This window comes from Nocardioides nematodiphilus (assembly GCF_020216525.1).
Taxonomy (GTDB): domain Bacteria; phylum Actinomycetota; class Actinomycetes; order Propionibacteriales; family Nocardioidaceae; genus Nocardioides; species Nocardioides nematodiphilus.
In genome coordinates, this window is sequence record NZ_JAIWOY010000001.1 from 515839 (window position 1) to 533413 (window position 17575).

General features: G+C 72.0%; 15 protein-coding genes. 7 read left to right on the forward strand and 8 right to left on the reverse strand.

Annotated elements, in window-relative coordinates:
• The first annotated feature begins 29 nt into the window (after window positions 1–29).
• A complete protein-coding gene (locus KSO98_RS02540) occupies window positions 30–662 on the forward strand; it encodes a DUF2461 domain-containing protein (RefSeq protein ID WP_225283268.1) in 633 nt (210 codons plus the stop codon).
• Window positions 663–671: 9 nt separating this feature from the next.
• Here KSO98_RS02540 and KSO98_RS02545 read toward each other — a convergent pair whose 3' ends face one another.
• Window positions 672–1112: a nuclear transport factor 2 family protein gene (locus tag KSO98_RS02545; RefSeq protein WP_225283269.1), complete on the reverse strand. Its 441-nt coding sequence runs from the start codon at window positions 1110–1112 to the stop codon at window positions 672–674.
• A gap of 139 nt (window positions 1113–1251) precedes the next feature.
• Here KSO98_RS02545 and KSO98_RS02550 point away from each other — a divergent pair, with 139 nt between their 5' ends.
• The 3 genes from KSO98_RS02550 (at window position 1252) to KSO98_RS02560 (ending at window position 5807) form a co-directional block, all read left to right on the forward strand.
• Window positions 1252–3111, forward strand: coding sequence for an acyl-CoA dehydrogenase (locus tag KSO98_RS02550; protein WP_225283271.1), 1860 nt, complete (start codon window positions 1252–1254; stop codon window positions 3109–3111).
• A 160-nt stretch (window positions 3112–3271) separates the two neighbouring features.
• Window positions 3272–4771 carry a family 43 glycosylhydrolase gene (locus KSO98_RS02555; protein WP_225283273.1) on the forward strand — a complete coding sequence of 500 codons (1500 nt, stop codon included), beginning with the start codon at window positions 3272–3274 and terminating at the stop codon, window positions 4769–4771.
• Between the two features lie 112 nt (window positions 4772–4883).
• The gene (locus tag KSO98_RS02560) at window positions 4884–5807 is read left to right on the forward strand and encodes an oxidoreductase (RefSeq protein ID WP_225283274.1); all 924 of its coding nucleotides are present in this window, start codon (window positions 4884–4886) and stop codon (window positions 5805–5807) included.
• A 9-nt stretch (window positions 5808–5816) separates the two neighbouring features.
• Here KSO98_RS02560 and KSO98_RS02565 read toward each other — a convergent pair whose 3' ends face one another.
• Genes KSO98_RS02565 through KSO98_RS02580 form a run of 4 tightly spaced genes read right to left on the reverse strand, consistent with a single transcriptional unit; the run spans window position 5817 to window position 9484 of the window.
• The gene (locus tag KSO98_RS02565) at window positions 5817–6608 is read right to left on the reverse strand and encodes a crotonase/enoyl-CoA hydratase family protein (protein WP_225283275.1); all 792 of its coding nucleotides are present in this window, start codon (window positions 6606–6608) and stop codon (window positions 5817–5819) included.
• Between the two features lie 49 nt (window positions 6609–6657).
• On the reverse strand, window positions 6658–7053 hold the full coding sequence (locus tag KSO98_RS02570) for a hypothetical protein (RefSeq protein ID WP_225283276.1): 396 nt from the start codon (window positions 7051–7053) through the stop codon (window positions 6658–6660).
• A 38-nt stretch (window positions 7054–7091) separates the two neighbouring features.
• On the reverse strand, window positions 7092–8321 hold the full coding sequence (locus KSO98_RS02575; RefSeq protein WP_225283277.1) for a fatty acid desaturase family protein: 1230 nt from the start codon (window positions 8319–8321) through the stop codon (window positions 7092–7094).
• A complete protein-coding gene (locus tag KSO98_RS02580; protein WP_225283278.1) occupies window positions 8318–9484 on the reverse strand; it encodes a ferredoxin reductase in 1167 nt (388 codons plus the stop codon). The genes KSO98_RS02575 and KSO98_RS02580 overlap by 4 nt, the downstream gene beginning before the upstream one ends.
• A gap of 86 nt (window positions 9485–9570) precedes the next feature.
• Between KSO98_RS02580 and KSO98_RS02585 the strand changes: the two genes are divergently transcribed.
• Together KSO98_RS02585 and KSO98_RS02590 are read left to right on the forward strand one after the other, a co-directional pair.
• On the forward strand, window positions 9571–10716 hold the full coding sequence (locus KSO98_RS02585; RefSeq protein WP_225283279.1) for a PucR family transcriptional regulator: 1146 nt from the start codon (window positions 9571–9573) through the stop codon (window positions 10714–10716).
• 20 nt (window positions 10717–10736) lie between these two features.
• Window positions 10737–11591 (forward strand): SGNH/GDSL hydrolase family protein, encoded by an 855-nt coding sequence (locus KSO98_RS02590; RefSeq protein WP_225283280.1) that lies wholly within the window; start codon window positions 10737–10739, stop codon window positions 11589–11591.
• A 12-nt stretch (window positions 11592–11603) separates the two neighbouring features.
• On the opposite strand, the gene KSO98_RS02595 is transcribed toward KSO98_RS02590, so the two are convergent.
• From KSO98_RS02595 to KSO98_RS02605, 3 genes are all read right to left on the reverse strand, one after another.
• Entirely contained in the window at window positions 11604–12842 is a 1239-nt protein-coding gene (locus KSO98_RS02595) for a CoA transferase (RefSeq protein WP_225283281.1), read from the reverse strand.
• Between the two features lie 114 nt (window positions 12843–12956).
• Complete coding sequence (locus tag KSO98_RS02600) at window positions 12957–14399, reverse strand: amidohydrolase (protein ID WP_225283283.1); 1443 nt, start codon at window positions 14397–14399, stop codon at window positions 12957–12959.
• A complete protein-coding gene (locus KSO98_RS02605) occupies window positions 14393–16027 on the reverse strand; it encodes an ABC-F family ATP-binding cassette domain-containing protein (RefSeq protein ID WP_225283285.1) in 1635 nt (544 codons plus the stop codon). The genes KSO98_RS02600 and KSO98_RS02605 overlap by 7 nt, the downstream gene beginning before the upstream one ends.
• A 63-nt stretch (window positions 16028–16090) precedes the next feature.
• Between KSO98_RS02605 and KSO98_RS02610 the strand changes: the two genes are divergently transcribed.
• Window positions 16091–17575 (forward strand): carboxyl transferase domain-containing protein, encoded by a 1485-nt coding sequence (locus KSO98_RS02610; RefSeq protein ID WP_225283286.1) that lies wholly within the window; start codon window positions 16091–16093, stop codon window positions 17573–17575.

Genomic DNA, 17575 nt, shown 5'->3' on the forward strand with positions numbered 1-17575 from the left:
GCGGTCGCAGCGGTCGTAGGCTCGGGCGCGTGACCTTCGAAGGCTTCCCGTCCGCCGCGCTCGACTTCTACGACGACCTCGAGGTCGACAACACGAAGAGCTTCTGGGAGGCCAACCAGCAGGTCTACAAGGACTCCGTGCTGGCGCCGATGAGGGCGCTGACCGAGGCGCTGGAGCCCGAGTTCGGGAAGGCGAAGATCTTCCGCCCGTACCGCGACGTCCGCTTCGCGAAGGACAAGACGCCGTACAAGACCCACCAGGGCGCCTTCGTCGGCCTCGCGCCGGCGACCGGGTTCTACATCGAGGTCTCCCCGCGCGGCGTGCGGACCGGCGGCGGCTGCTACGACTTCGACTCGGCCCGGCTGGCGTCCTTCCGCGCGGCGATCGCCCACGACACGTACGGCGTCGAGCTCGAGCGCCTGCTCGCGCAGACCGAGAAGGACGGGTATGAGACCGGCGGTGATCTGCTCAAGACCGCCCCGCGCGGCTTCGACAAGGACCACGCTCGCATCGGTCTGCTGCGCCACCGGAGCCTCTTCGTCGGCCACCTGATCGGCTTCGAGCCGGTCATCCACACCGCCGAGCTCCTCGACCTGGTCCGCGACGACTGGCGCGCGGTCCGCCCGGTCGTCGACTGGATCGTCCGGAACGCCGGCGCCTGAGACCGACGGTCAGGGCGCCGGCGTGAAGCTCGCCATCGAGCGCTCCGGCTCCCAGTAGGCCCGCATCGACGCCACCCGGCCCTCCTCGTCGACGACGTAGACCATGACCAGCTCGGTCGTCGTGTACGAGCCGTCGGGGAACGTCGTCGTGATCCGGCCGATGTTCGCGCAGGTGTTGGAGCCGGGGTTCGCGAACGAGTCGTCGATCTCGAAGGCGAACGCCGCGATCGGCGCGATCGCCTTCTCCCAGAACGCCGTGATCCCCGCGTGCCCGTGGTGACCGAGGCCCTCGGGGTCGAACATCGACGGACCGACCGGGTCCTCCAGCACGGCGTCCTCGGCGTAGACCGTCAGCCACTCGGCGAGGTCGCCCTTGGCGACCGCGGAGTACGACCGCTGCGACGCCAGCCGGGCCGGATGCGGGTCGTTGGGCGCGTTCCAGGTGATCATGCCGGGCAGTCTAGAACGTGTTCTATTTTCCGGCGAGACCTCCTTCACGTCCACCCGGTGTTGCCTGGAGCAAGCACCCAACTTAGACTTTAGTTACCGGCCAGTAGCCGGGCGATCCCCGAGCCAGAAGGTGCAAGCAGTGAGCCACTACAAGAGCAACCTGCGCGACGTCGAGTTCAACCTCTTCGAGGTGTTCGGTCGCGAGAAGGTCTACGGCCAGGGCCCGTTCGCCGAGATCGACGTCGACACGGCCAAGGAGCTCCTTGCCGAGATCGAGCGCATCTCGGTCAACGAGCTCGCCGCGTCCTACGAGGACAGCGACCGCAACCCGCCGGTCTTCGACCCCCAGACCAACACCGCCCCGGTCCCCGCCTCGTTCAAGAAGTCGTACGACGCCTGGATGGAGTCGGGCATGTGGGCCATCCAGACCCCTGCCGCCGTCGGCGGCCAGGACGCCCCGCCGAGCCTGATCTGGTCCACCGCCGAGTTCATCCTGGGTGCCAACGCACCGGTCTGGATGTACGCCGCCGGCCCGTTCTTCGCCTCCGTCGTCCACAAGAACGCCAACGGCGTCGAGCGCGACCTGAAGATCGCGAAGCACATGGTCGAGCGCCTCTGGGGCGCCACCATGGTGCTGACCGAGCCGGACGCCGGCTCCGACGTGGGCGCCGGCAAGACCTACGCCACCGACAACGGCGACGGCACCTGGAACGTCACCGGCGTGAAGCGCTTCATCACCTCCGCAGAGTCCGACCTGCAGGAGAACATCATGCACCTCGTCCTCGCCCGCCCGCGCGGCGTCGAGGGCGTCGGCGGCCCGGGCACCAAGGGCCTCTCGCTGTTCCTGGTCCCGAAGTACCACTTCGACGTCGAGACCGGCGAGCTGACCGGCGAGCGCAACGGCGCCTACGTCACCAACGTCGAGCACAAGATGGGCATCAAGTCCTCCAACACCTGCGAGGTCACCTTCGGCGACCCGCAGGTCGGTGGCGGCGAGCCCGCCCGCGGCTGGCTGCTCGGCGAGGTCCACGACGGCATCCGCCAGATGTTCGACGTCATCGAGAACGCTCGCATGATGGTCGGCACGAAGGCCATCGCGACCCTGTCGACCGGCTACCTCAACGCCCTCGAGTACGCCAAGACCCGCGCGCAGGGCGCCGACCTCACCAACTCGGCCAAGGACGCCCCGCGCGTCACGATCACCCACCACCCCGACGTGCGACGCTCCCTGCTGGTGCAGAAGTCGTTCGCCGAGGCCATGCGCGCCCTGGTCGTCTACACCTCCTGCTGGCAGGACGACATCATGGCGGCGAAGGCAGCCGGCGAGGAGAGCGCGCTCGCCGAGGCCGTCAACGACCTGCTGCTGCCGATCGTGAAGGGCTACGGCTCGGAGCGCTCATGGACCCTGCTCGGCACCGAGTCGCTGCAGACCTTCGGTGGCTCCGGCTTCCTCCAGGAGTACCCGCTGGAGCAGTACGTCCGCGACGCCAAGATCGACTCGATCTACGAGGGCACCACCGCGATCCAGGGCCAGGACTTCTTCTTCCGCAAGATCGTGAAGAACCAGGGCCAGGCGCTCGGCCACATCGCCGGCGAGATCAAGGCGTTCCTCGAGGCCGACGGCAACGCCGAGCTCAAGGAGAGCCGCGCCCTGCTCGGCACCGCGCTCGAGGACGTCAACGCGATCGCCGGCCACATGTTCAACGACCTCATGTCCGCGCAGGAGGAGATCTCGAACATCTACAAGGTCGCGCAGAACACCTCCCGCCTCCTGATGGCGGTCGGCGACGTGGTCTGCGCCTGGCTGCTGCTGCGTCAGGCCGAGGTCGCGCTGACGGCGCTCGCAGGTGAGCCGGGCAAGGACAAGGACTTCTACACCGGCAAGGTCGCCGCCGCGAAGTTCTTCGCCGCCTACAACCTGCCCAAGATCACCGCCGAGCGCGCGATCGCCGAGGCGATCGACAACTCGATCATGGAGCTGGACGAGTCCGCCTTCTGAGCGCGCTGCTGCTCGCATGATCGACCTGATCTGACCTCCTTCTGGGTCAAGAAGCTGTGGGGTCCGGCCAAAAGCCGGACCCCACAGTCGTTTCAAAGCGAAAAAGCAGCCGCGCCGGGTTAGCCTCATTCGTCACTTTCGTCACGTCCCGGGGTCACTCATGCGTCTCGCTCCCTCCCGTCCGCCTGCCCGCTTCTCCCGCCGCCTGGCCGTCGGCGTCGTCGCGCTGCTCGCCCTGGTCGCGCCCGCGGCCGTCGCGCTGAAGCCCGTACCCCTGGACTGGAAGCACACCGTCGGCGACCCCAGCATCGTGCGGACGGCGACCGACTACGTCGTGATCGCGACCGGCGCGAAGGTCAACCGCGCGCTGTCGAAGAACGGCAAGGTCTGGAAGTGGCACTCCTCAGCGCTGGGCAGGCTGCCCTCCTGGGCGCGGCCCGCCGGCGGCGACATCTGGGCCGCCGACATGGAGAAGGTCGGCTCGCAGTACGTCCTCTACTTCTCGGCCCCGATCCGCGGACGAACGGGCAGTAGCCGCTGCATCGGCGCCGCGACCTCGGCCTCGGCGACCGGCACCTTCGTCCCGGTGGCGGGGCCGCCGCTCGTCTGCCCGTCGTGGTTCACCGTCGCGCCCGCGCAGGACCGCATCATCGACCAGTCGGTGATCGCCGCCTACCCGTCCGCCTCGGCCGCCGCCCAGCAGAAGCGGAAGCTCGCCAGTGCCCAGTGCACCAGCGCCAGCGCCAGCGCCGTGGCGGTCGCCAACCTCGCCAACTCCCAGGCGGAGGCCGACGCGCGGGCCTCCGCCTCGGCGCGGGCCGGAGCCGAGTCGCAGGCCGCTGCCGCCGCCAACGCTGCGGCCGCCACCGCCACCGCCCCGGCGACCGCGACCGGGACGGCCACCGCCACCGCCACGTCATCGGCCACACCGCACGCCACCGCGACGGCGACCGCCACCGCGACGATGGTCACCATGCCGAGCACCTCGACCACTCCGGCCCAGGTGCTGCCGACCTGGAGCCCGGTCGCGCCCACCATCCCCGCCTGCGTGCTGCCGCCGAAGGCACCCAAGCCCGCGACCGCCGCTCCCGTGATCGGCGCGATCGACCCGTCGTTCTTCCTCGACACCGACGGCAAGCCGTACCTGCTCTACAAGACCGACGGCCGGCCCTCCTCCATCCGGATCCTGGCCCTCACCGCGGACGGCCTCCACCCGGCGGCGGGCGCGTACAGCCAGGAGCTGGTCAACAACTCCGGCGTGCTGGAGAACCCGGTGATGATCCACCAGGGCGCGCGCTACTACCTGTTCAACTCCTACGGCGACTACGCGCGGTGCAGCTACTCGACCGTGTGGCGCTCCTCCACCTCGCTGCTCAACTGGCGAGGCGCGAGCCAGCACCCGCTGCTGAGCCGCTACCGGACGCACAAGCTCTGCGGCCCCGGCGGCGCTGACGTGCTCACCCGGCCCAGCGGCGCGGTGATGTACTTCGAGGCCTGGACCTGCAAGCGCAGCTGGCACCCGTGCGGCAAGAGCTTCTGGTCCTACAGCAGCACCTGGCAGCGCCAGCACCCCGTCCGGGCGCTCTACGCGGTCCGGCTCGGCTTCAACAGCGCCGGCGCGCCGTACGTCAGCCACTTCCTCAAGGGCTCCAAGCACTGACCCTCGCGGTGGCTCGCTCGGTCGCCTCCTGCGCTGCTCGCGAGCCGGCTCCTTGCTCGCCACCCACGAGCAAGCTCGCGGTGGCTCGCTTCGTTCGCCTAAGTTGAGCGCCATGACCTGGACGACGGCTGACATGGGCGACCTCGACGGCATGACGGTGGTGGTCACCGGCCCCTCCGTCGGCGGCATCGGGTACGACACCGCGCTCGAGCTGGCTCGGCACGGCGCCCGGGTGGTGCTCGCCGGGCGCTCCGTGGCCAAGCTCGACGAGGCCGAGGCGGAGATCCGGCGGGTCGTCCCCCGCGCCGACCTCGTCCAGGTCGTCCTGGACCTCAGCGAGCTCGCGTCGGTGCGCCGCGCGGCTTCAGAGATCGCCGCGCTCGGCCCGCTGCACCGGCTGATCAACAACGCCGGGATCATGGCCACGTCGCACGGACGCACCGTCGACGGGCTCGAGCAGCAGCTGGCGACGAACCACTTCGGCCCGTTCCTGTTGACCGGCCTGCTGCTGCCCTCGCTGCTCGAGGCGGGCACGAGCCCGTACGGCGCCCGGGTGGTCACAGTGGCGAGCGTCGGGCACAAGCTGGCCCCGAAGGCGCCGCTCGCGGACCCGCGGGTCGAGGGCCGCTACCTGCGCTGGCCCACCTACTTCCAGACCAAGCTGGCCAACCTGCTCTTCACCTACGAGCTCGACCGGAGGCTGCGCGGCGCCGCGCTGCCCGTACGGGCGCTGGCGGCGCACCCGGGCGCGGTCAACAGCCGGCTGATCAGCAACGGGACCTCGTTCGGGCCGCTGTCGCGGATCGCCGACGCCGCGTACCCGCTGGTCTCGCAGCGTCCTGCCCAGGGTGCGTGGCCCTCGCTGATGGCAGCCACCGCCGACCTGCCCGGAGGCACGTACGTCGGGCCGTCAGGCATCGGCGAGATGCAGGGGCCGCCGCGGGTGGTGGGCTCGACCAAGCTGTCCCACGACCAGATCGCGCAGCGACGCCTGTGGGAGATCTCCGAGCAGACGACCGGGATCAGCTACCCCTGAGGGGCCAGATCAGCGCCGCGGCTCGTAGACCGGCTTCTCCTTCTTGAAGGCGGCCTTCTGGGCGATCTTGGTGTTGGTGCCGACGAGCAGCTTGAGCTGCTCGAAGCGCTCGCGCCGGAAGACCTTGCGCGGCGAGGCGCCCCACGTGTCGAGGAAGATCCGCTTGGTCGCGGCGAGCGCGTCCGGGGAGCGCTCGGCCAGCTGGCGGGCGAACGCGGTCGCCGAGGCGATCGGGTCAGCAGAGAGCTCGCCGACCAGGCCGAGGCGGTGCGCCTCCTCGCCGGTGAGCATCTGGGCGGTCATGGTGAGCCGCTTGGCGGTCTCGAGCCCGACGACCTCGGCCATCGAGCGCATGCCGCTCATGTCCGGGATGATGCCCCACTTGCCCTCGAGGACCGACCAGGTCGAGTCGGGGGTGGCGAAGCGGAAGTCCGCGCCGAGGGCGATCTGCACGCCGCCGCCGAGGCAGTGCCCCTCGATGGCCGCGATCACCGGCACCGGCACCCGACGCCACGCCCATGCGGCCTCCTGGAAGGTGTTGGTGCCTCGCCACGGACGGGGCGCGAAGGCCGTCCACATCTTCTTCGGCTCCTTGAGCACGGAGGCGAAGTCCAGGCCGGCGGTGAAGGAGCCACCCTCGCCGGCGATGACGACCGCACGCAGGCTCTTGTCCTTGCCCAGCGTCCGCGCGGTCTCGACCAGCTCGGTGAGCAGGTCGAGGGTGAGCGCGTTGAGCTTGTCGGGCCGGTTGAGCCGGACCTGGGCGATGCCGTCGGAGATCGTGGTGGTGACGAGAGCCATGGCCGCAGCCTACGACCACATCCCTACCGGCGAGTAACCACGTCTCGGATCAGAGGAAGTCCGGTACCACGAACGCCTCGGGGTCGGCCTTCGGCGGGATCGACTCGAGCGCGATCCGCACCAGCGCGACCCGGGCGGTGAGCAGCATCTTGCGGCGCAGCCGGCCCTCGTCGCCGAGCTGGGCCTCGACCGCCTCGGTGATCTGCTCGTCGGTGTACTGCGGGCGCTCGCCGATCGCCACCTCCACGTCGGGCAGCGCCACCAGGACGGGCAGCACCTGGTCGCCGAGGCCGTTGAGGACGACGTACCGCTGGTAACGGGTCATCAACTCCCACAGCTCGTCGACGCTGACCTTCCCCTTGCGGACGCTCTTGTCCTGCGCCGCCACGACCTGCTTGGCGACGCCCGTCAGGGCGGCGGTCATCTCCTTCTCGGTGAGCCTCATGCGCACATGATGCCCGGCCCACCGAGAAGGAGTGATGATCAGGCCAGGTAGGCGGCCTCGAGGTCGAGCTGCTCCTGGAGCTTGCGGCGCTGCGCACGCGAGCCGCGCGACATCTTCCACAGCACCTTCATCTGCTTGGGCAGGTTCTTCGGCGTCGTGGTCGCGAGCCAGTTGTTCGGCAGCGAGAGGCGCACGACCTTGTGCCAGGCCGAGTAGACCTGGGCCGGCATCGAGGCCTCGTGGTAGTTCAGCCCGTACTTCTCGAAGAGCGCCTTGACCTGCGGCGCGACCTCGGCGTAGCGGTTGGAGGGCAGGTCCGGCCAGAGGTGGTGCTCGATCTGGTGGGACAGGTTGCCGGTCATGACGTGCATGGCCTTGGAGCCGGAGATGTTGGCCGAGCCGAGCATCTGGCGCAGGTACCACTCGCCACGCGTCTCGTTCGGGTCGATCGAGGCCTTCTCGTACGTCTCGACGCCCTCCGGGAAGTGGCCGCACATGATGACGCTGTGGGACCAGACATTGCGCACGACGTTGGCGATCACGTTGGCCGCCAGCGTGGGCAGCGCGGCGCCGAGGGGGAGCGCGAGGAGCGGGTGGACGACGTAGTCCTTCGTGGCCTGCTTGCGGACCTTCCGCAGCGTCTTGCCGACGTTCTCCGTGAACTCCTGCGGACGCTTCTCCTTCGGCAGGCGCAGGTTGCGGCCCAGCTCGAGGTCGTAGGCGGCGATGCCGTACTCGAAGAAGATCATGTTGATGAAGTTGTAGAGCGGCTGGCCCAGCGACGCCGGCGTCCAGCGCTGGTCCTCGTCCACGCGCATGATGCCGTAGCCGAGGTCGTTGTCCTTGCCGATGATGTTCGTGTACGTGTGGTGCAGCTCGTTGTGGCTGTGCTTCCACGACTCCGCGGTCGAGGCGCTGTCCCACTCCCAGACGCTGGAGTGGATCTTCGGGTCGCGCATCCAGTCCCACTGGCCGTGCAGGATGTTGTGGCCGATCTCCATGTTGTCGAGGATCTTGGCCACCGAGAGACCGGCGGTGCCGAGGAAGAAGGCCGGCGGGAAGAACCCGCTGGCGAGCAGCGTCGCGCGCGAGCCCAGCTCGAGGTAGCGCTGCGTCTTGATCATCCGGCGGATGTAGCGCGCGTCGGCCTCGCCACGGGTCTCCATCACGGACTGGCGGATGGCGTCGAGCTCGCGGCCGATCGCCTCGATGTCCTCGGGGCTGAGGTGCGCGACGGGTGAGGTGGGCTTCTTGGTGATGACGGTCATCGAACGCTCTCCTTCATGGGGGTGGCGCTGGTCGGACGGGGGTGGTGGTCGATGGTGCAGGCGCCGGCGGCGGCACTGATGCACGTCTGGATCGGGAGGCCGCCCTCGGGCGTCTCACCGGGCACGGCGCGGGTGACGTCGCCGTTGCGCAGATCGCGTACGGCCCCCTCGCGCAGCGGAAGGACGCAGCCCATGCAGATGCCCATCCGGCAGCCGCTGGGCATGATCAGGCCGGCCTCCTCGGCGGCGTCGAGGATCGGCGTGGTGCCGTCGACCTCGATCTCCTGGCCGCCGATGGCGACCGTGCCGCCCTCACCCGCCTCGACCTGACCGAGGCGGAACTGCTCGGTGAAGAGCGGCAGGCCCAGCGCGTCGTGGTGGGACTGGAGGGCGTCGAGCAGGCCGTGCGGACCGCAGGCGTAGGTGACGCGGTCGTGGAGGTCCGGCACGAGCTCGGCGAGGGACTCGACGCTGAAGAGGCCGTGCTGGTCGTCGTACCGGGGGATCAGGGTGATGGCGCCGGAGGCGCCGAGCTCGCTGAGGTTCTCGCGGAAGATCGTCTGCGGCTCGCTCGGCGCGAGGTGCACGACGGTGATGTCGAGGTTGCGGTCCTTCGCTCCCAGGACGCCGGAGTCGGTGACCGGGTAGAGGTTGCGCAACATGCCGATCACCGGGGTGATGCCCGAGCCCGCGGTGACGAAGAGCAGCTTGCGGTGGCTCTCGTCGAGGACGAACTCGCCGGCCGCCTGCTCGAGGTGGACCATCGTGCCCGGCGTGGCCTGGTGCACGAGGAAGGGGCTGACGACACCGTCGGGCACTGCCTTCACGGTGATCGAGATGCGGCGATCGGCACGCGGGCCGTGGGTCAGCGAGTAGGCGCGCCAGTGGCGACGGCCCTCGACGTCGATGCCGATCCGGATGTACTGGCCCGGCACGTGGCCGGCCCAGTCCTTGCCCGGCTTGAGCTCGATGGTGGCGGCGTCGTCGGTCTCGGCACGCACGGCGGTGATCCGGGCGCGGAGGTCGGCGCCGCGGCGCAGCGGGCTGAAGAGGTCGAGGACGTCGGCGGGCTCCATCGGGGTGACCGCCGCGGAGAAGGCCTGGTGGAGAGCGCGCCGCAGACCGCCCGATCGGGTCTGCTCGGCGATGGATGCACTGCTCATGGAACCAGAGTGCCTGGCGGATGGGGTTAAACTCTTGTGGTCACGACGCGAATCTACGCGCCGGTTTTGTTCGCAGGAGACAAACAATGACCCGTCCGCCGGAGCTGTTGCTGCCGCCCCAGGTCGTCGAGGCCCTCGGCCCCATCCTGCCCCGGGTGGGCGAGCAGGTGGTCGCCGCGGTGATCAGCGAGGTCCCCGCCTATCAGGGCGCCTGGTCCGACCAGATGAGCAAGACGATCCAGAGCGCGGTGAAGGTGGCGCTCGGCGGCTTCCTCGCCGTCGCCTCCGGCGAGATGTCCGACGCCGGCCAGGCGACGCCCCCGGCGGTCAAGGGCGCGTACGAGCTGGGCCGCGGCGAGGCCCGCAGCGGGCGCTCCACCGAGGCGCTGCTCGCCGCCTACCGGATCGGCGCGCGGGTGGCGTGGCGCGAGCTGTCCACCGCCGCGGTCGCCGCGGGGCTCCCCTCCGAGACGCTGGTCGAGCTGGCCGCGCTGGTCTTCGCGTGGATCGACGAGGTCTCCGACGCCTCGGTCGCCGGGCACGGCGACGAGCTCGCCACCGCCGGCCGGGTCCGCCAGCAGCTGATGTCGCGCCTGGGCCGGATGATCCTGCGCGGCGACCCGCCCGACGCCCTCGACGCCGCGGCCGAGCGGGCCAGCTGGGAGCGGCCGTCGACGCTGACCGCCGCCCTGGTGCCGGCCGCGCAGGTCGGGCCGGTGCTGGCGATGGCCTCCCAGGCGACGATCGTGCTCTCCGAGCTCAGCGAGCTCGACGAGGTCACCCTCCTGCTGGTCCCCGACGTGCACGGTCGCGCCCGCGGCGCGCTGCTGCGGGTGCTGGAGGGTCGCGACGCGGTCTGCGGCCCGGCCAAGCCGTGGCGCGATGCGCGCATCTCGTACGAGCGGGCGATGCGGGCTCGCGACGCCGGGCTCGGTCTCGACACCGACAAGGCGCTGGTAGCACTGGTCCTCGACGCCGACCCCGAGGCCCGCGCCGACCTGCGCGCCGCGGTGCTCGCGCCCCTCGCCGACCTGCGCCCCTCGACCGCGGAGAAGCTCACCGAGACGCTGCGCTCCTGGCTGCTGCACCAGGGGCGGCGCGAGGAGATCGCCTCCGAGCTCTTCGTGCACCCGCAGACCGTCCGCTACCGCATCGGTCAGCTGCGTGAGGTCTACGGCGACAAGCTCGAGGACCCGAAGTGGCTGCTGGCTTTGACCGTCGCGCTCGGCTGAGGCCACGTACGGTGGGTCGCATGCTTCGCTCGCTCGGTCCGGTCCTGCTCGCGCTCGCCCTCCTGACGGGGTGCGGCGCGGAGTCGAGCGACGTCGCAGGACCCACCGGCGCGCCCGCTCCGGGCGGCCTGGGGCGCTATGTCGCGCTGGGCGACTCCTACTCGGCGGCGCCCGGCGTGCCCGATGCCGTCCCCGACACCAGCTGCTTCCGCTCGACGCACAACTATCCGCACCTGATCGCCGCCGCCGTCTCGGGCCTGGAGCTGGTCGACGTGACCTGCTCCGGCGCCGCCACCGCGGACATGACGTCGCGACAGCAGACCGACCGGGCGCACGGGCTGAGCGAGGCACCTCAGTTCGACGCCCTCACGCCCTCGACCCGGTTCGTGTCCGTGAGCATCGGCGGCAACGACCTCCACTTCTTCCAGCGGATGCTGATGTGCCTGACGCACGGCGGCTGCGCGCAGCGCTTCGGCGGCAGCGCGAGCGACGAGGTCGTCGAGATCGGCCACCGCCTCGATCGGGTGCTGCGCGGCGTCCACCAGCTCGCGCCGCAGGCCAAGGTCGTCGTCGTCGGCTACCCGCGCATCCTGCCGACTAAGGACAGCTGCCCGCTGCTGCACTCGGATCCGACGGCGCTCGCCTTCGCCCGTACGGCCTGGGCGGACCTGGTCGGCGAGATGCGGCGCGCGGCGAGGTCCGCCGGCGACAGCTTCGTGGACCTGAGCGACGCGGCCTCCGGCCACGACCTCTGCGCGGCCGAGCCGTGGTTCAACGGGCCGGTCGACAACGAGCAGGCGATCGCCTGGCACCCCTACGCACCCGAGCAGGCCGCCGCGGCGAAGCTCGTGGGCGCGGCGCTCGCCGCTCGGTGACGCCGCGCCGGCTCAGCGCCAGGCGGGCGCGCTGGCGGCGTAGCCGCTGATCGACCGCTCCAGGGTCTCGCCGTCGAGGAGGATCGGCGGCGGGACGGCGACCACCGGGCCGTACGGGGAAGGCACCTCGACGGTGTGTGCGCGAGGCGACCCGACCGGGCCGTCCGACGGCGCCGGTCGCCCGAGGAGCGTCCGGGCGGCACCGAGCAGGCTCGCGCGCACCACGCCCGCCTCGCCGCGGGCGAGCATGCCGATGACATGGGCGGCGAGCTCGTAGCCGGTGGCGTAGTCGAGGGCCTGGACCGGGAGTGCGCCGGGCCTGCCGTCGGCGGCGCACCGCTCGGCGATGCCGCTCGCGGCCTGGACGATCGAGTCGAAGCCGGGGCGCTCGGCCCACGGGCCGTGCTCGCCCCAGGCGGAGAGCGACCCGACGACGAGCCCCGGCCTGTGCTCGATCAGCTGCGCGGGCGTCAGACCGAAGCGGGCCAGCGACCGAGGGCGGTAGCCGAGGATCACGACGTCGGCCCGCGGCACGAGTCCGTCACGCACCAGATCGCACGAGTCCGCCAGATCGAGCTCCGCCGAGCGCTTGCCCATGGCGTTGGAGATGTACTGGTCGAGCAGCTCCGGTCGCGCCGGCGCGTCGATCCGGAGGACCTCGGCGCCGAGGCAGGCGAGCAGCTGGGTGCAGGCCGGGCCGGCGAGGACGCGGGTGAGGTCGAGGACCCGTACGCCCGCCAGTGGGAGGCCGTCTCCGGTGGGAACGGCCGGGCGCGTGCCGGTGGTCTCCTGGGTCACCCAGGCGTCGCCGGCTGTGGCGAGCGCGTGCGGGTGAGCACCCCACTCCCGCTCGCTGCGCACGACCGTCGCGATGCCGCCGGCGACGACGATGCGGTCGGCGGCCTCTGCTGCCGGCAGCGCGGCCACCTTCGCGTCGAGCTCGTCGCGGGTGGTGGCGCCGAGCGCGCGTGTGATCGCGGCGGCGTGGTGCGGGAAGTTCGCGTGGGTCCGGATCCAGCCGTCGGTGGCCCGGACGAAGCCGGACATCGGCGCCCACGCCTGGGGTGCACGGCCGTCGATGCGGAGGTGGTCGACCGCGGCGAAGGACGACGCGACCAGGCTGGGCGTGGCGCTGACCTCGCGCCCGGGCGCGCACTCGGCGACGGCGCCGCGGACCGCCTCGACCGCGCTCGTCGCGAACGCCTCGACGTCGAAGGGGCCGGGCCACCACCGGGGGCGATCGTCAGCCATGACAGCACCCTAGCCAGCCGGAGGGCCGGGTCGGCGGGGCGCAAGGGCCGGGTCGGCGGGGTGCGAGGGCCGAGTCGGCGGGGTGCGAGGGCCGAGTCGGCGGGGTGCGAGGGCCTACTCGACGGGGCGGCCGGCGACCAGGGTGCGCTCCACCGGCATCGTCCGCAGCTCGGCGGGCGTGGCGGCGAGAGGGTCGCGGTCGAGGAGGACCAGGTCCGCACGGCTGCCGACGCCCACGGTCGGCTGGCCGTCGACGCTGGCGGCGAGCGCCTCCCGTACGGTCAGCGCCTGGGCCGGGTGCCACGGCTCGCGCTCGTCGCCGCTGCGGTGCACCGCGGCCGCGATCGCGAGCCACGGGTCGAGCGGCGCGACCGGGGCGTCACTGCCCAGCGCCAGCGTGACTCCGGCGTCGCGCAGCCAGCCGAACGCGAAGCTGCGCTCCCCCGCGGCCGGCCAGACCCGGTCGGCGACGTCGCGGTCGTCGAGCAGATGGGCCGGCTGGACGCTCGCGATCAGCCCCAGCTCGGCCATCCGGACGGCGTGCTCGCGCTGGATGAGCTGGGCGTGCTCGATGCTGCCACCGGCTCCGGTGCGGGCGTAGGCGTCGAGGGCGATGCCGACGGCCCGGTCGCCGATCGCGTGGGTCGCCACCGTCACGCCCTGGGCGTGGGCGCGCGCGAGCGCCGCCTCGAGGTCAGCGGCCGTCAGGTTGGGGGCGCCGTGGGCGCCGGTGTCGGCGTACGGATCGCAGCACCAGGCCGTCCGGCTGCCGAGCGAGCCGTCGCTGATGATCTTGAGCGAGCCGAGGGTCAGCCCGGGCCTGATCTCGTCACCCGTGCGGCCGCCCCGGAAGGCGTCCAGGTCGTAGGTCGCGCACCGTACGCGCAGGAGGTCGCAGCCCGCGTCCCAGCGCTGCGCCCAGTCATCGTGGTGGACCCCGAACTCGAGGTCGACGAGGCCGACCACGCCGAGCCGGGCGGCGGAGCGCAACATCCGCGCGTAGGCGGCGGGCGTGGCCGCCTCCGCCTCCAGGGCGTCGAGTCGCGGGCTGGCGGCGTACCACTCGGTCTCGCGGACGACGGTGTCGCGCCGCGGGAGACCGAGGAGGTCCAGCGCGGCGGTCGACATCCAGGCGTGGTGGAAGTCGGAGTTGATCAGCACGACCGGGGTCGGCCCGGCGACGGCGTCGAGCTCGGCGACGGTGACCGGTCGGGGCCACGTGCCGGCGCGGTGGCCGGCACCGACGACCGGGTCGCCGGGCCGCTCCCGCAGCCGCTCGGCGACCGCGGCCAGGGCCTCCTCGGGCGAGCCCGCGGCGCCCAGATCCAGGCGCGTGGTGGTCCGCGCCCACTGGCCGGCGTGCACGTGCTGATCCCACAGGCCCGGGATGAGCCAGCGCCCCTCCGCGTCGTACGTCTCGCGCCGCCCGGACGGATCGAGGCGGGGACCGATCTCGGCGACGCGGCCGTCCGCGATGAGGACGTCGACCGGCACGGCTGGCGCAGGCGTCGTCACGGGCACGACCCGGGCGTTCCTGATCAGCACGTCGCTCAGCATTCGGTGACGGTGCCCCCTTCGACGCGGAGCTGTCGGGTGGTGTGCACCGCGGCGAGCATCCGACGGTCGTGGGTGACCAGCAGCAGCGTGCCGGGATAGGTGTCGAGGGCCTGCTCGAGCTGCTCGATCGCCGGCAGGTCGAGATGGTTGGTCGGCTCGTCGAGGACCAGCAGGTTGACGCCGCGTGCCTGGAGCAGCGCGAGCGCCGCGCGGGTGCGCTCGCCGGGGCTGAGGCTGGCGGCCGGCCGGGTCACGTGGTCGGACTTGAGGCCGTACTTGGCCAGCAGCGTCCGGACCTCCTCGGGATTCTGGTCCGGGACGTGCGCCTGGAAGGCGTCGACCAGGATCGCCTCGCCCTCGAACAGCCGACGGGCCTGGTCGACCTCGCCGACGACGACACCGGGGCCGAGGTAGGCGGTGCCCTCGTCGAGCGGGATCCGGCCGAGGAGGGCGGCCAGCAGGGTGGACTTGCCGGCGCCGTTGGGGCCGGTGATCGCGACCTTCTCCGCCCACCCGATCTCGAGGTCGACCGGGCCGAGGACGAAGCCGCCGCGGCGGACGACGGCCCTGGCCAGCGCGGCGGTGACCGCGCCGGATCGGGGAGCGGCGGCGATCTCCATCCGCAGCTCCCACTCCTTGCGGGGCTCCTCGACGGCGTTCTTCTCCAGGCGCTCGATCGCCTTCTCGGACTGGCGGACCTTGGCGGCCTGCTTCTCGGAGCGATCGGCCTGCCGGTTGCGCAGCGACTTGTCGGGCTCGCTGCCCTGCTTGCGCATCGCGTTGCGGACGCCCTGGGTCATCCAGTTGCGCTGGGTGACCATCCGGTCGCCGAGGGCGCCGAGCTTGCCGGCGTACTCCTCGTACTCCTCACGGGCGTGTTGCCGGGCGATCTCGCGCTCGCGCAGGTAGGCGTCGTAGCCGCCGCCGTAGAGGTTGACCTGGTGCTGGTGCAGGTCGAGCTCGAGGACGCGAGTGACGGTGCGGGCGAGGAACTCACGGTCGTGGCTGACCACGATCACCCCCGCGCGCAGGCTCGTGACGAAGCGCTCGAGCCGGTCGAGACCGTCGAGGTCGAGGTCGTTGGTCGGCTCGTCGAGCAGGAAGAGGTCGTAGCGGCTCAGGAGGAGGGAGGCGAGGTTCGCGCGCGCAGCCTGCCCGCCGGACAGGCCCGTCATCAGGGCGTCGGTGCCGACCGTCAGGCCGAGGTCGGCGAGCACCTCGTCGCTGCGCTCCTCCAGGTCGGCGCCGCCGAGGGCGAGCCAGTGGTCGAGCGCCTCGGCGTACTCGTCGGGGTCCTGGTCGTAGTGGGCGGTCGCGTGGTCGTAGCGGGCCTGGGCGGCCGCGACACCCGTACGGCGGGCGAGGAACTGCGCCACGGTCTCGCCCTCGCGGCGCTCGGGCTCCTGCGGGAGGTAGCCGATGGTCGCCGACGGCGGGCTGGTGGCGACCGAGCCGGCCTCGGGCGCGAGCTCGCCCGCGATCGTACGAAGGAGGGTGGACTTGCCGGCGCCGTTGGGACCGACCAGGCCCACTACGTCACCGGGCGCGACGACGAGGTCGAGCGCGTCGAACAGGACCTTGGCGCCGTGCCCGCTGGAGAGATCCTTGACCTGCAGGGTGGCGCTCATGAGGCGCAACGCTAGCGATAGTTGCCAACGCGCTTTCCACTACCGGGCGGTAACCTCCGGGCCATGGGCAAGCGACCGAGCGCGACCGAGCTGATCGACCTCGTCCTCGACGAGGGGTCCTGGGAGTCGTGGGACGCACCGCCGTCCTACGGCGAGATCTCGGAGGCCTATCAGGCGGATCTGGTGGCGGCGCGGGAGAAATCGGGTGTCGACGAGGCGGTGATCACCGGCGCCGGCGCGATGCACGGACGCCGGGTCGCGGTCGTGGCCTCGGAGTTCCGCTTCCTGGCCGGCTCGATCGGGCGCGCGACCGCGGAGCGGTTGATCTCCGCGATCCAGCGCGCGACCGCTGAGGGCCTCCCGCTGCTCGCCGCACCCGCGTCCGGCGGCACCCGGATGCAGGAGGGCACGCCCGCCTTCGTCCAGATGGTGCGGATCGGCGAGGCCGTGGCCGCGCACCGCGCCGCCGGGCTCCCCTACCTCGTCTACCTGCGCCACCCCACCACGGGCGGCGTGATGGCCTCGTGGGGATCGCTCGGCCACGTCACCGTCGCCGAGCCCGGCGCGCTGCTGGGGTTCCTCGGCCCGAAGGTCTACGAGGTGCTGCAGGGCCGGGCGTTCCCCGAGGGGATCCAGCAGGCGGAGAACCTCTACGCGCACGGGATCATCGACGGCGTGGTGCCGCCCGAGGAGATCGCGGCGCTGCTCGACCGGGCACTGACGATCCTGACCGCCCGGCCCGCTCCCGCTGCTCGTCCGGCGAGCGCCGGCGAGCGCACCGAGACCCCTGTCGCGTCCCCCGACACGTGGGACGCGATCACCCGCTCCCGCCGCCCGGACCGCCCCGGCGTACGGGCGCTGCTGAAGCTGGCCGCCACCGACGTCGTACCGCTGAACGGCACCGGGCAGGGCGAGCGTGACCCGGGCGTGATGACCGCGCTGGCGCGGTTCGGCGACGCGCCGTGCCTGGTGCTGGCGCAGGACCGCCGCGAGCAGGCGGTGCAGCCGTTCGGTCCGGAGGGTCTGCGCGAGGCGCAGCGCGGGCTGCGGCTCGCGGCCGAGCTGCGGCTGCCGGTGCTGACCGTGATCGACACGCGCGGCGCGGCGCTGTCGCCCGAGGCCGAGAACGGCGGCCTGGCCGGCGAGATCGCGCGCTGCCTGGCGGCACTGGTGACCGTGAAGGCGCCGACGCTGTGCCTGATGCTCGGTGAGGGCAACGGTGGCGGAGCGCTGGCCTTCCTGCCGGCCGACCGCGTGGTCGCCGCACAGCACGCCTGGCTCTCGCCGCTGCCGCCCGAGGGCGCCTCCGCGATCGTGTACGGCGACGGGTCGCACGCGGCCGAGATGGCGGCCAAGCAGCGCGTGCTCGCCAGCGAGCTGGCCGAGCTGGGCGTGGTGGACCGGATCGTCGCGGAGATGCCGGACGCGGCCGACGAGCCGCTGGACTTCTGCCGCCGGGTCGGCGCCGTGCTCCAGGAGGAGCTGACCGCGCTGCTCGCGGCCGGTCCGGGGACCCCGGAGACGCGAGCGGCCCGCTACAGCTTCTGA

What these genes read in the sequence shown, in the direction of transcription:
- KSO98_RS02585 (WP_225283279.1), top strand. Translation starts at nt 9,571, where the DNA reads ATGACCCGTCCGCCGGAGCTGTTGCTGCCGCCCCAGGTCGTCGAGGCC.
- KSO98_RS02590 (WP_225283280.1), top strand. Translation starts at nt 10,737, where the DNA reads ATGCTTCGCTCGCTCGGTCCGGTCCTGCTCGCGCTCGCCCTCCTGACG.
- KSO98_RS02570 (WP_225283276.1), bottom strand. Translation starts at nt 7,053, where the DNA reads ATGAGGCTCACCGAGAAGGAGATGACCGCCGCCCTGACGGGCGTCGCC.
- KSO98_RS02595 (WP_225283281.1), bottom strand. Translation starts at nt 12,842, where the DNA reads ATGGCTGACGATCGCCCCCGGTGGTGGCCCGGCCCCTTCGACGTCGAG.
- KSO98_RS02565 (WP_225283275.1), bottom strand. Translation starts at nt 6,608, where the DNA reads ATGGCTCTCGTCACCACCACGATCTCCGACGGCATCGCCCAGGTCCGG.
- KSO98_RS02610 (WP_225283286.1), top strand. Translation starts at nt 16,091, where the DNA reads ATGGGCAAGCGACCGAGCGCGACCGAGCTGATCGACCTCGTCCTCGAC.
- KSO98_RS02580 (WP_225283278.1), bottom strand. Translation starts at nt 9,484, where the DNA reads ATGAGCAGTGCATCCATCGCCGAGCAGACCCGATCGGGCGGTCTGCGG.
- KSO98_RS02605 (WP_225283285.1), bottom strand. Translation starts at nt 16,027, where the DNA reads ATGAGCGCCACCCTGCAGGTCAAGGATCTCTCCAGCGGGCACGGCGCC.
- KSO98_RS02600 (WP_225283283.1), bottom strand. Translation starts at nt 14,399, where the DNA reads ATGCTGAGCGACGTGCTGATCAGGAACGCCCGGGTCGTGCCCGTGACG.
- KSO98_RS02560 (WP_225283274.1), top strand. Translation starts at nt 4,884, where the DNA reads ATGACCTGGACGACGGCTGACATGGGCGACCTCGACGGCATGACGGTG.
- KSO98_RS02545 (WP_225283269.1), bottom strand. Translation starts at nt 1,112, where the DNA reads ATGATCACCTGGAACGCGCCCAACGACCCGCATCCGGCCCGGCTGGCG.
- KSO98_RS02575 (WP_225283277.1), bottom strand. Translation starts at nt 8,321, where the DNA reads ATGACCGTCATCACCAAGAAGCCCACCTCACCCGTCGCGCACCTCAGC.
- KSO98_RS02555 (WP_225283273.1), top strand. Translation starts at nt 3,272, where the DNA reads ATGCGTCTCGCTCCCTCCCGTCCGCCTGCCCGCTTCTCCCGCCGCCTG.